A 14,965-nucleotide genomic window follows, 5' to 3' on the forward strand; every position below is an offset into this window, starting at 1 on the left:
CTCAAGTTAGCGAACCACCCGGAACGGCGCGCGCCCGGGGTCCCCTAGCGGGGGCGGACACACCCCCGACCTTTGCGAATACGGCGAGTAGTGCCCTCAGTCGGGGCATGGCCGTCAATTCCTCCAGCGGCACCGGCCGGCCCTCGCGGTCGGCGATCGGCAGCCGCCAGTTGGGGTACTGGTCCCAGGTCCCCGGAAGGTTCTGCGGGCGGCGGTCGCCGACGCCGTCCGGGAGCCAGACACCGATCAGCCGGGCCGGGGTGCGCAGCAGGAAGCGGTGGACGGCGCGGATCTCCTCCTCCTCGTCCGTGCCGGGCGGCCCGGCGGCGCTGCGGTCCACCAGGCCGAGGCTGCCCAGCAGGGCGAGCCATTCGGCGGCGTCGGCGGTGGCCTCGGCGCGCTCCTCGGCCGCCGGGCGGGCGAGCAGGCCGAGGCGGTCGCGCAGGTCGACGTGGTCACCGGTGAGCCGCGCGGCCGTGGGCGGCAGGTCGTGGGTGGTGGCGGTGGCCAGGCAGTCGGCGCGCCAGCGGTCGGGCGGCAGCGGGCGCCCGTCGCCCTCCCAGTCGCGTTCGAACCACAGCACCGAGGTGCCGAGCACCCCGCGCCGCTGCAGCGTCTCGCGCACACCGGGCTCCACGGTGCCCAGGTCCTCGCCGATGACGACGGCCCCGGCGCGGGTCGCTTCCAGGGCGAGGATCGCGAGCATGGCCTCGGCGTCGTAACGGACGTACGTGCCCTCGGTGGGCGGGCTGCCCTGGGGGACCCACCACAGCCGGAACAGGCCCATGACATGGTCGATGCGCAGGGCGCCGGCGTAGCGGAAGAGGGCGCGCAGCAGCTCGCGGTAGGGGGCGTGGCCGGTGGCGGCGAGCCGGTCGGGGCGCCAGGGCGGCAGGCCCCAGTCCTGGCCGCGGGCGTTGAAGGCGTCAGGCGGGGCGCCGACGGACGTGCCGGCGGCGAACACGTCCTGCTGGGCCCAGGCGTCGGCGCCGGCGGGGTGTACGCCGACGGCGAGGTCGTGCACGATCCCGACCGGCATGCCGGCCTCCGACGCGACCCGCTGGGCCGCGCGGAGCTGGGCGTCGGTGAGCCAGGCGAGGCGGGTGTGGAACGCGACCCGGTCGGCGAGGTCGGTGCGGGCGCGGGCGGTGGCGGCCGAGCGGGGGTCGCGCAGCCCGTCGGGCCAGCGGTGCCAGTCGCAGCCGTGGGTCTCGGCGAGGGCGTACCAGGTGGCGTGGTCGTCGAGTGCCTGGCCGTGGGCGGCGCGGAAGTCGTCGTAGGCGGCCTGGCGGCCGGGGCTCAGCGGGACGGCCAGGACCAGTTCCAGGGCCGCGCGCTTGACCTCCCACACCGCGTCCCGGTCGATGAGGGCGCCCTTGTCGAGGACGGCGGCGCGCAGCCGCTCGGCCCGCTCCAGCAGGGCGCTGAGCCGCTCGCGGTCCGTGACGTACGCGAACTCCGGGACGGCCTCGATCCGCAGATGGACGGGGTCGGGGAAGCGGCGGGAGGACGGGCGGTACGGGGAGGGGTCGGTGGGGGCGCCGGGTACGGCCGCGTGCAGCGGGTTGACCTGGACGAATCCGGCGCCGGCGGTGCGTCCGGCCCAGCCGGCCAGCTCGGCGAGGTCACCGAGGTCGCCCATGCCCCAGGAGCGGCGCGAGAGCAGGGAGTACAGCTGGACGAGCAGGCCGTAGGAGCGGCCGGGCGGGGCGGGCAGCCGGTCGGGGGCGACGACGAGGTGGGCGTGTCCGGTCCGTCCGTCGGGTGCGACGGCGGTCACCCGGTGCACCCCGAGCGGCAGCCCCTCGGCCGTCTCCCGCTCCTCCCCGTCCTCGGTCTCGACGCGCAGACGGGTGCCGGGCGGCAGTGCGGCCAGGGCGGCGGGGCCCTGCGGGTCACCCGCCCAGTGCACGACGGTCGGGGGCAGCAGGCGCTCGCGCAGCTCGCGTTCCCGTGCGGCGAGCGCGGTGCGTACGGCGTCGGGGGCGGCCGCGGCGACGCCGAGGGCGGCCAGGGCGGCGACCACCGCGGAGGCGGGAACGGCGACCGTACGCCCCGGGGCGGGGCTGTAGGAGGTGGCGACGCCGTGCAGCTCGGCGAGCCGGGCGAGATCCGCGTCCCCGGAGCCCTCGGAGTCCCCGGCGTCCTCGAACCCCGCGGTCATCTACAACCCCACACCGAAGGCGTCGGACTCGCTGGTCAGCGGGGTGGCCTCGGCGAGCGGTGGCTCGCTGGTCAGGGGCTCGGCGTCGGGCAGGGGCGGCTCGCTGGTCAGTGGGGCCTGGGCGCAGGCGCTCTCGGCGCTGAAGACGCACAGCGATGCGTCGTCGGTGGCGGCGGACGGGTCCGCCTCAGGTTTCCACTGGGCCGGGATCGAGAGTCGTGTGGGGGTGGCCACGAGGGGTCTCCTTCGGGTCGGTCGAACGAGCCGGTCGGATGATGCGGCTTTGAACGGGTTACGGCAGGCCTACCCCGAGACGGCGCCCGCACTCGCGCCCGTTTCCGGAGCACCTGAAGGAGGCTGAACGAGCACCCGAAAGAGGCGGGGCGGGGCCGTGTCGACCTGTCGACATACGGTCCGTCGCGTGGGTGCGCGCGGCCACGACCGACCCGCGGCCGCCGCACCACAATCACCACGCCCCCATCAGGCGCAAAACAACACGGGCCCGGATCTAGGCGGATATGCCGTCGATCCGGGCCAAAGCGTCGTCCGCGCCGTACGGCTGCAAATAGGGCAGCCAGCGCGGATCCCTATGCCCGGTGCCGATGATGCGCCAGGCCAGCCCCGTCGGTGGAGCCGGTTTGTGCCGCAGCCGCCAACCCAGCTCGACGAGGTGACGGTCGGCCTTCACGTGGTTGCAGCGGCGGCAGGAGGCCACCACGTTGTCCCAGACGTGCTTGCCCCCGCGACTGCGCGGGATGACGTGGTCGACGCTGGTTGCGACGCCACCGCAGTACATGCACCGGCCCCCGTCGCGGGCGAAGAGCGCGCGGCGGGTGAGAGGAACGGGCCCCCGATAGGGAACCCGGACGAATCGCTTGAGCCGGACCACGCTGGGTGCGGGGACTGTGACGGTTGCGCTGTGCATAAAGGCGCCGGATTCCTCTAGGGAGACAGCCTTGTTCTCCAGGACGAGGATGAGCGCGCGGCGGAGCGGTACGACGCCGAGCGGCTCGTACGACGCGTTGAGAACCAGGACATGCGGCACGGGTGCCTCCTTGGGCGTCGGCGGCGCGTGGCTCGCGCCGGGACGATCTGCAGTCAGTCTCCCCTCATGCCTGGTGGAAGCGCCACCATGTCCCGGTAACGGGCTGGGAGTGTTTTCGACCACATCCGATTCATCCCCCGGATCATGGCCTGTTCAAGCCAGGGTGAGACCCGTCTCTCCTGCGCCCCTCCTTGGCTGATCCGCGCGGGACACACACAATGCCCCGTTAGTGTGGTTGTCCTGTCCGTCCGGTGACCTTCTCGTGACCTTGAAGACCTTGACCGCCCCACCGGTACGTACTGCGCAGCACGTTGGAGGTACTGCCGTGTCGTCCTTGCCCGCCGTCCTACTGGCCGCCGGTGCGTCGCCGACCCCGTCTCCTTCCCCGTCGGGGACGACACCCGCCGTGCCATCGCTCCAGGACGCCCAGCAGAGCGCCACGAACGCGGCGAGCTGGGTCGAGCAGAACTGGTCGACCTGGCTCGCGATGGGGCTGCAGATCCTGCTGATCGTGGTCGTGGCGGTGGCGCTGCGCTCGGTGGTGCGGCGGGCGATCACCAAACTGATAGACCGGATGGGCCGTACCGCCGAGGCGGTGAACGGCACGGCGCTGGGCGGGCTGCTGGTCAACGCCGAGCGACGGAGGCAGCGCTCGCAGGCGATCGGCTCGGTGCTGCGCTCGGTGGCGAGCTTCCTGATCCTCGGTACGGCCGCGCTGATGGTGCTGTCCACCTTCAAGATCAACCTGGCGCCGCTGCTGGCGTCCGCCGGTGTCGCGGGTGTGGCGATCGGTTTCGGCGCCCGGAACCTGGTCACGGACTTCCTCTCCGGTGTGTTCATGATCCTGGAGGACCAGTACGGCGTCGGCGACGTGATCGACGCGGGTGTGGCCACCGGTGAGGTGATCGAGGTCGGGCTGCGCGTGACCAAGCTGCGCGGCTCGGACGGCGAGATCTGGTACGTCCGCAACGGCGAGATCAAGCGGATCGGCAACCTCTCGCAGGGCTGGGCGACGGCGGGTGTCGACGTCACGGTCCGCTCCGGCGAGGACCTGGACAAGGTCAAGGAGACGCTGGACGTGGTCGCCGGGCACATGAGCAAGGAAGAGCCCTGGAACGAGCTGCTGTGGGGCCCGGTGGAGGTGCTCGGCCTGGACTCGGTCCTGATCGACTCCATGGTGGTGCGGGTCTCGGCCAAGACGATGCCGGGCAAGGCGCTGACGGTCGAGCGCGAACTGCGCTGGCGCATCAAGCGGGCGTTCGACGCGGCGCACATCCGCATCGTGGGCGGTACGACGGCGGTGGAGGACGCGGCGGGCACCCCCGACCCGACGGCCACGGTCGCGGCCCCCTCGGTCTTCTCCAACGCGGACTCCGCGCAGGCGAAGGCGACGACGCCGATAGCTCCGCAGCAGCCGGAGCCTCCGGCCAAGTAGCGAGCGGAACGGTTCAGCACACTCGTTCGAGTGAACAGGTGGGGCATTCCGGCGCGCAGTGCGCACGGGGTGCCCCATCGTTCTGCCGGGGCGCCCAGCGCGGGCTTAGCCTGGCATCAGCGTGACGAGGAGAAGCGATGAGCGCCGAACCGATCATGGAGCCGGTCATGACGCAGGACCCCATCGACCTGTTGAGCGCGATCGAAGAGGCATCGCCGGTGCCGATTCGACCGGAGTATGTCGAGGGGACGATCATCGTGCCGCCGTATCCCGACGAAGACCACAACGACGGCATTGGGGAGCTGTACATCCAGTTCCGCTCGGCCGGATTCCCCCTCGTCGGCTTCGGCAGCGCCTTCCGCGCCGCCGACAAGGACGGCCGCACCGTGGCGTCGCTCGCTCCGGACTTTTACGTGCGTCACAGAAGGGCCTCTGACCTTGACGCGGCATATCGCGGAGCCAACGGGGGGCGGTACCCCATGGACATGCTCGCCCTGGTCGGTGAAGTCACCTCCACCAACCACAAGACCGACACCGGCCCCAAGTTCCGCGCCTACGCAGCTGCCGGAGTCCCGATCTACGTCCTGATCAACCGCCACTCCAAGACGGCCCACTGCTACACGGACCCCGTCCTCCCCGGTGACGACCCCACCGAGGCGTACTACGCCACCGACACCAAGGTCACCCTCGGCGACCCCCTCCCCCTCCCGGACCCCTATCCCACCCTCGACACCGCTCCCTTTCTAGAGAACTGAACCCCAGACAACGGCCCCGAGGTAACGACTCCGTCTCCTCGGGCCCGTTGTCTATTGACGCCCCCTTCGTCCTGGGCTTACGTTCCTCCCACCCGAATAGGAAACCTTCCTAACAGTGATCTACGGCGACCGGCGACCGGTGATCAAGACTGGACGTCCGGCCAGGTCACTGGGAAGCTGGGCGGCTGGAGAGGCAGGTGTCGACCCCATGGCAGGAACCGCCGGTACGCCGGGCACCCCGCGTGTGCTGCGCGCCATGAACGACCGCGCCGCCCTGGACCTCCTGCTGGAGCACGGGCCGCTGTCGCGCACCCGGATCGGCAAGCTCACCGGCCTGTCCAAGCCCACCGCCTCCCAGCTGCTGGCCCGCCTGGAGGCGGCCGGTCTGGTCCGGATCACCGGCACCAGCGAGGGCCGGCCGGGCCCCAACGCCCAGCTGTACGCGGTCAACCCCGCCGCCGCGTACGCCGCCGGGCTCGACGTCGCCCCCCACCGCATCCGCGCCGCCGTGGCCGACATCACCGGCCGGACCGTGGGCGAGTACGAACTGCCCACCCCGGGCCGGCATCCCGCGCGGCCCGTCGTCCAGCAGGTCAGCGACGCGCTCGACGGGGCCGTGAAGGCGGCCGGGCTCGCGCGGTCCGATGTGCACCGGCTCGTCATCGGCACCCCGGGCGCCTTCGACCCCAACACCGGTCGGCTGCGCTACGCCTCCCACCTGCCCGGCTGGCACTCCCCCACCCTGCTCGACGAACTCGCCGCCGCGCTGCCGATGCCGGTGGAGTACGAGAACGACGTCAACCTCGTCGCTCTCGCCGAACAGCGGCTCGGGGCGGCCAAGGGACACGCGGACTTCGTGCTCCTGTGGAGCCAGGAGGGCCTGGGTGCCGCCCTGGTCCTCGGCGGCCGGCTGCACCGGGGCTGGACCGGCGGTGCCGGCGAGGTCGGCTTCCTGCCGGTGCCGGGCACCCCCCTGGTACGGCAGGTGACCAAGGCCAACAGCGGTGGCTACCAGGAGCTGGCCGGCTCCCAGGCCGTACCGAAGCTGGCCCGTGAACTCGGCATCCCCGACCTTCCCTCGGGGCCGTACACCGAGGTCGCCGCCGAAATCGTGGCCCGGGGCGCCGATCACGCCTCCGGCCCCTATCGCGAACTCCTCCAGACCTACGCGACCCGGCTCGCCACCGGTCTCGCCTCGCTCGTCTCCGTCCTCGACCCCGAACTCGTCGTTCTCAGCGGCTCCGCGCTGACGGCCGGCGGCGAGGTGCTGCGCGCCCTCGTCCAGGCCGAGCTGGAGGAGCTGGCCGCGGCCCGCCCCCGGCTGGTCGTCGGGGACGTCCATGAACACCCCGTCCTGCGCGGCGCGTTGGAGTCCGCGCTCGTCACCACCCGCGACGAGGTCTTCGACACCTCGCGCTAGAGCGGCCCGCTCCGTCACCGATTTCACCAACCCGCCCTCTGGGAGACCTCGCCATGCCCGAAGTCATACCCTCAGCTGCCCGAAAGGCGGCTTTTGCCCTCACCGCCTCCCTCGCCCTGCTCGCCACCGCTTGTACCGGACAGTCCGGCTCCGGTGCCACCGACGACGCCTCCAAGGACACGACGATCAACTTCTGGCACGCCTGGAGCGCGCAGAACGAGGTGCGGGCCGTCAAGTCGCTGGTCGCCGGCTTCGAGAAGGCGCACCCCAACATCCACGTGAACATCGTCGGCGACATGACCGACGACAAGATCAACCAGGCACTGCGGTCGGGGGGTGACAAGGCGCCCGATGTGATTTCTTCGTTCACCACGAACAACGTGGGCAAGTTCTGTTCCTCGGGTGCGCTGGCCGACCTCAACCCCTTCTTCAAGAAGTCGGGCATCGACCCGCAGACCACCTTCCCGAAGCCGATGAACGAGTACACCCAGTTCAACGGCGACCGCTGCACGGTGCCGCTGCTCGGTGACGCGTACGGGCTCTACTACAACAAGACCGCGTTCAAGAAGGCCGGCATCGCCGCCCCGCCGAAGACCTGGTCCGAGTTCGAGGCCGACGCCAAGAAACTGACCATCGCGCAGGGCGACAGCTACCGGCAGCTCGGATTCATGCCGGACTACCACGGCTGGGAGACCACCACCGAGCACTATTTCGCGCAGTTCTCGCCGACGTACTTCGGCAAGGACGGCAAGTCGAATGTGACCAAGGACCCGGCCTTCGAGCAGGGATTCTCCCTCCAGAAGCGGCTCGTGGACGAACTCGGCGGATTCCAGAAGCTGGAGAGGTTCCGGGCGACCCTAGGTGACGAATGGGGTCCCAAGCACCCCTTCCACACCGGTCAGGTCGCCATGCAGCTCGACGGCGAGTGGCGGCTGGGGATGGCCGAGCAGGCCAAGCCGAAGTTCGACATCGGCGTCGCCCCGCTGCCGGTGCCCGACGACCAGGCCGCGCAGTACGGCAAGGGGTACATCACCGGCACCATCGCGGGTATCGCGGCGAGCAGCCGCAAGCAGAACGCGGCCTGGGAGTTCGTCAAGTACGTCACCACGGACACCGACGCCGTGGTCGGCTTCGCCAACGACATCCACAACGTGCCCTCGACACTGGCCGCGCTGAAATCGCCGAAGCTGAAGTACGACCCCCGGTTCAAGACGTTCCTCGACATCGCAGCCGACCCGAACTCCACCACCTCTCCCGCCTCGGTCAACGGCGGTCAGTACCTGGTGACGATCCAGCAGCTCGGCTATGACTACGAAAGCGGCAAGGTCACCGATCTGAAGTCCGGCCTGAAGAACGCGGCCGCTCAGATCGACACGGACATCGCGCAGGCGAAGTAGCCGATGAGTGCGCTCACTCTGGCGTCGAAGCGCCGCAGGTCGGCGCTTCGTACGGTCGCCTTCATGTCGCCCTGGCTGATCGGCTTCGCGGTCTTCTTCGCGTATCCGCTGATCTCGACGGTCTATTTCTCCTTCATGCACTACGACGGCTTCAAACCGCCGACGTGGAGCGGGGGAAAGAACTGGGCCTATGTCTTCGAGCACTATCCGCTGTTCTGGCCGGCCCTGCGCAACACACTGTGGCTGGTCGTGGTGATGGTGACCCTGCGGGTCGTCTTCGGGCTCGGTGTCGGACTGCTCATCACCAAGATCAAGACGGCTACGGGTGTGTTCCGCACCCTGTTCTATCTGCCGTATCTCGCCCCGCCGGTCGCCGCGACCATGGCCTTCGCCTTCCTTCTCAACCCCGGTACCGGGCCGGTCAACTCGATCCTCGAAAAGGCCGGCATCCCGGCGCCGGGCTGGTTCAACGACCCGGCCTGGTCCAAGCCCGCGCTCACCCTGCTCGCACTCTGGGGCATCGGCGATCTGATGGTCATCTTCATGGCCGCGCTGCTCGACGTGCCGACGGAGCAGTACGAAGCGGCGGAGCTGGACGGCGCCTCGGCGTGGCAGCGCTTCCGGTACGTCACGCTGCCGAACATCTCGCCGATCGTGATGTTCGCCGTCGTCACGGGTGTCATCCAGACGATGCAGTACTACACACAGCCACTGATCGCGGGGAAGGTCGCCTCAGGCGTGATCCAGGGCGCGGGCACCCAGTTCGAGCCCGGCTACCCCGACAAGTCCACGCTCACGCTCCCCCAGCTCGTCTACAACCTCGGCTTCCAGCGCTTCGACTACGGCTCGGCCTGTGTCGTGGCCCTGGTGCTGTTCGCCCTGTCGATGGTGTTCACCGGGTTCCTGATGCGGCGCCGGGGCGGTCTCATCCAGGCAGGTGACTGACCATGACCCAAGTACTGGACCAGCCCGTCGAGCTGGCTGCCCCGGTGTCGGGGGCGGAGCGCACCGCCCGGCGCAGGGCTCTGCTGGAGTGGATCGCGGTCCACTCCCTCGGGGTCGCCGCCGCACTCTTCTTCGTCCTCCCCTTCGTCTTCGTGCTCCTGACCTCGCTGATGAGCGACACCCAGGCGCTCAGCCGCGATCTGGTCCCGCACACCTGGGAGTGGGGCAACTACCGGAAGGTCTTCGACACGCCGGGCTTTCTGACCTGGTGGAAGAACACGCTGATCTACGCCGGTCTCGGCACCGTGCTGACCGTGGTGTCGTCCATCCCGGTGGCGTACGCGCTCGCCAAGTTCCGCTTCCGGGGCCGCAGTCTGTCGCTCATGCTGGTGATCTCGATGATGATGCTGCCGCCGCAGGTGATCATCATCCCGATGTACCTGTTCTGGGCGAAGCAACTGGATCTGTCCGGCACGCTGTGGCCGCTGATCATCCCGATGGCCTTCGGGGACGCGTTCTCCGTCTTCCTGCTGCGCCAGTTCCTGATGACGATCCCGAACGAGTACCTGGACGCGGCGAAGGTCGACGGCTGCGGGGACCTCAGGACGCTGCTGAAGGTGGTCCTGCCGATGGCCCGGCCGGGCATCGCCGCCGTAGCCCTCTTCCAGTTCTTCTACGCCTGGAACGACTACTTCGGCCCGCAGATCTACGCGTCCGAGAACCCCGGCGCCTGGACCCTGTCCTACGGCCTGGAGTCCTTCAAGGGCGCCCACCACACCGACTGGAACCTGACGATGGCCGCGACCGTGCTGGTCATGGCACCCGTGATCGTCGTGTTCTTCTTCGCCCAGAAGGCGTTCGTCGAGGGCGTCACGCTCACCGGAGTGAAGGGTTGATTCCTGTATGAAACTCACCGTGGTCGGCGGAGGCTCGACCTACACCCCCGAACTCATCGACGGATTCGCCCGGCTCAGGGACACCCTGCCGATCGAGGAACTCTTCCTCGTGGACCCGGCCGCCGAGCGTCTGGAGCTGGTGGGCGGCCTGGCCCGGCGGATCTTCGCCAGGCAGGGCCACCCGGGCCGCATCGTCACCACCGCCGACCTGGACGCGGGCGTCGACGGCGCCGACGCGGTCCTGCTCCAGCTGCGCGTAGGCGGCCAGGCGGCCCGGCAGCAGGACGAGACCTGGCCGCTGGAGTGCGGCTGCGTCGGCCAGGAGACCACCGGTGCGGGCGGCCTGGCCAAGGCGCTGCGCACGGTGCCCGTCGTCCTCGACATCGCCGAACGGGTCCGCCGTGCCAACCCGCGCGCGTGGATCATCGACTTCACCAACCCGGTCGGCATCGTCACCCGCGCCCTGCTCCAGGCCGGGCACCGGACGGTCGGACTGTGCAACGTGGCGATCGGCTTCCAGCGGAAGTTCGCGGGCATGCTGGGCGTGGCCCCGGCGGATGTCCATCTGGCACATGTGGGCCTGAACCATCTCACCTGGGAAACAGATGTGCGCCTCGGCGGCCCGGAGGGCGAGAACGTCCTGCCCAAGCTGCTGGCCGAGCACGGCGACGCGATCGCCGCGGACCTCCGTCTGCCCCGCCCCCTCCTGGACCGTCTCGGCGTGGTCCCCTCCTACTACCTGCGCTACTACTACGCCCACGACGAGGTCGTGCGTGAGCTGCGCACCAAGCCGTCCAGAGCGGCCGAAGTCGCCGCCATGGAGCGGGAGTTGCTGGCGATGTACGGCGATCCGGCCCTGGACGGGAAGCCGGCGCTGCTCGCCCAGCGGGGCGGCGCCTACTACTCGGAGGCGGCCGTGGACCTGGCGGCGGCGCTGCTGGGCGGAGGGGGAAGTCCGTACCAGGTGGTGAACACGTACAACGGCGGCACGCTGCCCTTCCTGCCGGACGACGCGGTGATCGAGGTCCAGGCGGCGGTCGGCCCGAACGGCCCGGCGCCGCTGCCGGTACCCGAGCCGGACCCGCTGTTCTCCGGTCTGGTCGCGAACGTGACGGCGTACGAGGACCTGGCCCTGGAGGCGGCCCTGCGCGGCGGCCGGGACCGGGTCTTCCGCGCACTGCTCGCCCACCCGCTGATCGGCCAGTACGCATACGCCGACACCCTCACCGACCAGTTGATCGCACACAACCGGGAGCACCTCGCGTGGGCCTGACCTCACCCGTTCCCGCAGGGGTGCTCGCCATCGACGCGGGCAACAGCAAGACCGACGTGGCCGTGGTCAGCGCCGCCGGGGAGGTCCTCGCCACGGCCCGCGGCGGCGGCTTCCGCCCGCCCGCGGTGGGGGTGACGGCGGCGCTGGACGCGCTGGCCGAACCGGTCGCGCGCGCCTTCGCGGACGCCGGCGTGGCCGCCGTCTCCCATGTCTCGGCCTGTCTGGCCAACGCCGATCTGCCCGTCGAGGAGGAGCAGTTGGCGACGGCGCTCAAGGCCCGCGGCTGGGGCGCGTCGGTGGAGGTGCGCAACGACACCTTCGCGGTCCTGCGGGCGGGCGTCGCCGAGCCGCGCGGGGTGGCCGTGGTGTGCGGCGCGGGCATCAACTGCGTCGGCATGCGCCCCGACGGCCGTACCGCGCGCTTTCCGGCGATCGGCCGTATCTCCGGTGACTGGGGCGGCGGTTGGGGCCTTGCCGAGGAGGCGCTGTGGTTCGCGGCCCGCGCGGAGGACGGCCGGGGCGAGCCGACGGCCCTCGCCCGCACACTCCCCGGCCACTTCGGCCTGCCGACGATGTACGCGCTCATCGAGGCGCTGCATCTGGAGCACGTCGACCACGACCGCCGCCACGAGCTGACGCCGGTGCTGTTCGCCACGGCCGCCGAGGGCGATGCGGTGGCCCGCGCGATCGTCGCCCGGCTCGCGGAGGAGGTGACGGTGATGGCCACGGTGGCGCTGACCCGCCTGGACCTGCTCGACGAGGAGACACCGGTGCTGCTCGGCGGCAGCGTGCTGACGGCGGGCCACGCCCTGCTCAACGACGCCGTCCGCGACCTGCTGACCGCCCGCGCCCCGAAGGCCGACGTCCGGGTGGTGACGGCGAGCCCGGTCCTGGGCGCGGCCCTGCTGGGCCTGGACCGGCTGGGGGCGGGGGCGCAGGAGCGGGAGCGGGCGCGGGGGTACTGGAAAGGCTGACCGTCCCCGGGGGAACCGAACACCTGCACAGGGCGTATTCATGAGCAGCGGACGCTGCGATCCGATCAAGATCCAGTGAAGGCCGGTGCGGATGTCAGTCCGTGCGGCGATACTTGGCGGCGAACGGATGACCCTGGGGGAGGTCGAGTGACACACCCGCCGAAGAGCGCGGCACCGCCAGCGGCGGGCCCCGGCATGCCCGCCGTCCCCGGTGTCCCCGCACAGCCCGGCCGCCCGGCCCCCGTCGGCTCCCCCGCGCCGTCCGGACGGCGCACCGCGTTCGCCGAGGGGGCCGACCGGCTGCGGTCCGCGGCCACCACCGAGCCGGGCCGGCTGCGGATCATCGGGGCCGTACTGGCGCTGCTGGTCGTGGCGTTCGGCGCGGTCACCGCCTGGCAGGCCAGTGAGCGGGCGGCCGCCGCGGACGACGTGCTGCACCGCAGCCAGCCGCTCAGCTCCGGCGCGGCCGACATCTACCGCTCGCTGGCGGACGCCAACACGGCCGCCTCCAGCGGCTTCCTGGCCGGCGGCCAGGAGACCGCGGACTCCCGCGACCGGTACGAGAAGGACATCCGTACGGCCGCCGCCGGACTCATCACGGCCGCCGCGAACGCCGAGCCGGGCTCCGCCTCCGAGGCGGCGATCAGCAAGCTGAACACGCTGCTGCCCGAGTACAAGGGGCTGATCGAGCGGGCGCGGACCTACAACCGGCAGGGGTATCCGGTCGGCGGCGCGTATCTGCGCTACGCCAACGAGAAGATGCAGAAGGAGATGCTCCCGGCGGCGGAGGATCTCTACACCAAGGAGAACCAGCGGCTCGACGCCGACTACGGCGACGCGACTCCGTATCCGTGGATCGCGATCGCGCTCGGCGTGCTCGCGCTGGCCGCGCTCGGCTGGGCCCAGCAGCGCACGTACCGGCGCACCAACCGCGTCCTCAACCACGGCCTGGTCGCCGCCTCCGGCGCCACCGCCGTCGCCCTGCTGTGGCTCGTCGTCGGACACGCGGTGGCCCGCGCGGAGCTGAACGGCTCCTACGACCACGGCATCCGCTCACTGACCGTCCTGCACGACGCCCGGATCGCCTCCCTGAAGGCGCGTGGGAACGAGAACCTGAGCCTGGTGGCGCGCGGCGCCGAGACCATCACGGTCGACGGCAGGCCGTACGACACCTACTACTACGCCTTCGACCAGGACATGACCACCCTCGGCAAGGGGCTGACCCGGGCCGAGCAGCTCGCCGACGACCAGGGCGGCCGTACGCCGGTGAAGACGGCCGAGGGGAACATGGCGGTGTGGAAGCAGCGTCACGCGTCCGCCCGCACCGAGGACGAGGACGGCAACTACCAGCAGGCGCTGGACAAGGTCATCGGCGCCAAGGGCGCCACCGGCGAGTGCTTCGACGGTGTCGACAGCGATCTCGCCCAGGCCATCGACCACGAGCAGGCCGAGTTCCAGCAGGCCGCCGGTGACGGGCGGGACGCCATGACCGGTCTTCCGGTGGGCGCGGCCGTGCTCGCGGTGCTCGGCGCGGCCGGCGCGGTGTCCGGCATCGGGCGCAGGCTGTCGGAGTACCGGTGACAGGGGGCATGACGATGTACGCGAAGCGTGTGCGGGCCTCCCTGCGGGGCTGGGGCGGGGTCGGCGCGATGGCGGTGCTGTGCGCGCTGGCGCTGGCGTTCGTGCTGCTGCTGCCGTGCACCCAGCAGACCCGGCAGGCTCCGTGGCGCGGCGGCCAGGCCGTCGCCGACGGTGTGCAGGCCCGCGCCGGGAACTGCACGGCCGCCGACGCCCAGAACCAGACCTTGTCGCCGTCCGGCGCGGACGGCCCGACGATCGACGCGATCAAGTCCCGTACCGGCGTCAAGCGCAAGCTGATCGTCGGCGTCGACCAGAACAGCTACCACTGGGGCTACCGCAATCCGAACACCGAGGGCGCGGAGCTGGAGGGCTTCGACATCGACCTGGTGCACCGGATCGCGCAGGACATACTCGGCGACCCGAACGCGGTGCAGTTCAAGGCGATCCCGACCAACCAGCGGATCTCCGCGATCCAGGACGGGCGGGTGGACATGGTCGTACGGACCATGACGATCTCCTGCGAGCGGCTGGCCCAGGTGGCCTTCTCGGCGCCCTACTTCAAGACCGGGCAGCAGGTGCTCGCGCCCAAGTCGTCCTCGATCACCGGCTACAACTCGACGCTGGCGCACAAGAAGGTGTGCACGGCGGCCGGTTCGACGGCGTACACCAAGCTGGACGCCGACAAGAAGGCCGGCACCCTGCCCGCCTCCACCGACATCTCCACCACCGTCCCGAACCAGCTGGACTGTCTGGTCCGGCTGCAACTGGGCGAGGCGGACGCGGTGGTGACCGACGGCGCGCTCGCCGCGAGCCAGGCCGCGCAGGACCCGACCGTGGAACTCAAGGGCACGGCGTTCACGACCGACTACTACGGCGTGGCGATGAAGAAGGACGCCTCCGATCTGGTACGCCGGGTCAATCGCGTTCTGGTGGACTACCGCGCGAGCGGCTGGCAGGCGTCGTACGACACCTGGCTGTCGGCGACACTGGGAAAGGACTCGGGCCCGTCCAAACCGCCCGCACCGCAGTATCTGCGGACGAGTTGAGCCGCATCCGACCGGGAAACACAAGCAGCGAGAG

The 14,965-nt window shown here is 70.8% G+C and carries 13 protein-coding genes; 10 read left to right on the top strand and 3 right to left on the bottom strand.

The window, feature by feature from the left end; genetic code table 11:
* Position 1 precedes the first annotated feature (1 nt).
* From malQ to AV521_RS30445, 3 genes are all read right to left on the bottom strand, one after another.
* Entirely contained in the window at positions 2 to 2,164 is a 2,163-nt protein-coding gene (gene malQ / locus AV521_RS30435; RefSeq protein WP_079249461.1) for a 4-alpha-glucanotransferase, read from the bottom strand.
* Positions 2,165 to 2,398, bottom strand: a complete 234-nt coding sequence (locus tag AV521_RS30440) for a hypothetical protein (RefSeq protein WP_076092818.1) — start codon at positions 2,396 to 2,398, stop codon at positions 2,165 to 2,167.
* A gap of 274 nt (positions 2,399 to 2,672) precedes the next feature.
* A complete protein-coding gene (locus AV521_RS30445) occupies positions 2,673 to 3,209 on the bottom strand; it encodes an HNH endonuclease (protein ID WP_023550692.1) in 537 nt (178 codons plus the stop codon).
* 325 nt (positions 3,210 to 3,534) lie between these two features.
* Between AV521_RS30445 and AV521_RS30450 the strand changes: the two genes are divergently transcribed.
* The 10 genes from AV521_RS30450 to AV521_RS30495 all read left to right on the top strand — a co-directional run bounded on the left by AV521_RS30450 (position 3,535) and on the right by AV521_RS30495 (position 14,931).
* Positions 3,535 to 4,644, top strand: a complete 1,110-nt coding sequence (locus tag AV521_RS30450; RefSeq protein ID WP_076092820.1) for a mechanosensitive ion channel family protein — start codon at positions 3,535 to 3,537, stop codon at positions 4,642 to 4,644.
* A 137-nt stretch (positions 4,645 to 4,781) separates the two neighbouring features.
* On the top strand, positions 4,782 to 5,399 hold the full coding sequence (locus tag AV521_RS30455) for a Uma2 family endonuclease (RefSeq protein WP_076092822.1): 618 nt from the start codon (positions 4,782 to 4,784) through the stop codon (positions 5,397 to 5,399).
* A gap of 208 nt (positions 5,400 to 5,607) precedes the next feature.
* A complete protein-coding gene (locus AV521_RS30460) occupies positions 5,608 to 6,819 on the top strand; it encodes an ROK family transcriptional regulator (RefSeq protein ID WP_076092824.1) in 1,212 nt (403 codons plus the stop codon).
* Between the two features lie 53 nt (positions 6,820 to 6,872).
* The gene (locus tag AV521_RS30465) at positions 6,873 to 8,216 is read left to right on the top strand and encodes an ABC transporter substrate-binding protein (RefSeq protein WP_079249462.1); all 1,344 of its coding nucleotides are present in this window, start codon (positions 6,873 to 6,875) and stop codon (positions 8,214 to 8,216) included.
* A gap of 3 nt (positions 8,217 to 8,219) precedes the next feature.
* The gene (locus AV521_RS30470; RefSeq protein WP_076092826.1) at positions 8,220 to 9,161 is read left to right on the top strand and encodes a carbohydrate ABC transporter permease; all 942 of its coding nucleotides are present in this window, start codon (positions 8,220 to 8,222) and stop codon (positions 9,159 to 9,161) included.
* Between the two features lie 2 nt (positions 9,162 to 9,163).
* Positions 9,164 to 10,057: a carbohydrate ABC transporter permease gene (locus AV521_RS30475; RefSeq protein ID WP_076092828.1), complete on the top strand. Its 894-nt coding sequence runs from the start codon at positions 9,164 to 9,166 to the stop codon at positions 10,055 to 10,057.
* Between the two features lie 7 nt (positions 10,058 to 10,064).
* Complete coding sequence (locus AV521_RS30480; RefSeq protein ID WP_076092830.1) at positions 10,065 to 11,330, top strand: 6-phospho-beta-glucosidase; 1,266 nt, start codon at positions 10,065 to 10,067, stop codon at positions 11,328 to 11,330.
* Positions 11,321 to 12,304, top strand: a complete 984-nt coding sequence (locus tag AV521_RS30485; protein ID WP_076092832.1) for an N-acetylglucosamine kinase — start codon at positions 11,321 to 11,323, stop codon at positions 12,302 to 12,304. The genes AV521_RS30480 and AV521_RS30485 overlap by 10 nt, the downstream gene beginning before the upstream one ends.
* A 147-nt stretch (positions 12,305 to 12,451) precedes the next feature.
* Positions 12,452 to 13,885 carry a hypothetical protein gene (locus AV521_RS30490; RefSeq protein ID WP_371917078.1) on the top strand — a complete coding sequence of 478 codons (1,434 nt, stop codon included), beginning with the start codon at positions 12,452 to 12,454 and terminating at the stop codon, positions 13,883 to 13,885.
* A gap of 14 nt (positions 13,886 to 13,899) precedes the next feature.
* Complete coding sequence (locus AV521_RS30495; protein ID WP_076092988.1) at positions 13,900 to 14,931, top strand: glutamate ABC transporter substrate-binding protein; 1,032 nt, start codon at positions 13,900 to 13,902, stop codon at positions 14,929 to 14,931.
* The last annotated feature ends 34 nt before the right edge of the window (positions 14,932 to 14,965 follow it).

Origin of the sequence: Streptomyces sp. IMTB 2501, from assembly GCF_001953885.1 — a bacterium.
GTDB lineage: Bacteria > Actinomycetota > Actinomycetes > Streptomycetales > Streptomycetaceae > Streptomyces.

Excerpts from the sequence above, each read along its gene's own strand:
- malQ (WP_079249461.1), bottom strand. The coding sequence starts at position 2,164 with ATGACCGCGGGGTTCGAGGACGCCGGGGACTCCGAGGGCTCCGGGGAC.
- AV521_RS30495 (WP_076092988.1), top strand. The coding sequence starts at position 13,900 with ATGTACGCGAAGCGTGTGCGGGCCTCCCTGCGGGGCTGGGGCGGGGTC.
- AV521_RS30465 (WP_079249462.1), top strand. The coding sequence starts at position 6,873 with ATGCCCGAAGTCATACCCTCAGCTGCCCGAAAGGCGGCTTTTGCCCTC.
- AV521_RS30470 (WP_076092826.1), top strand. The coding sequence starts at position 8,220 with ATGAGTGCGCTCACTCTGGCGTCGAAGCGCCGCAGGTCGGCGCTTCGT.
- AV521_RS30480 (WP_076092830.1), top strand. The coding sequence starts at position 10,065 with ATGAAACTCACCGTGGTCGGCGGAGGCTCGACCTACACCCCCGAACTC.
- AV521_RS30455 (WP_076092822.1), top strand. The coding sequence starts at position 4,782 with ATGAGCGCCGAACCGATCATGGAGCCGGTCATGACGCAGGACCCCATC.
- AV521_RS30460 (WP_076092824.1), top strand. The coding sequence starts at position 5,608 with ATGGCAGGAACCGCCGGTACGCCGGGCACCCCGCGTGTGCTGCGCGCC.
- AV521_RS30475 (WP_076092828.1), top strand. The coding sequence starts at position 9,164 with ATGACCCAAGTACTGGACCAGCCCGTCGAGCTGGCTGCCCCGGTGTCG.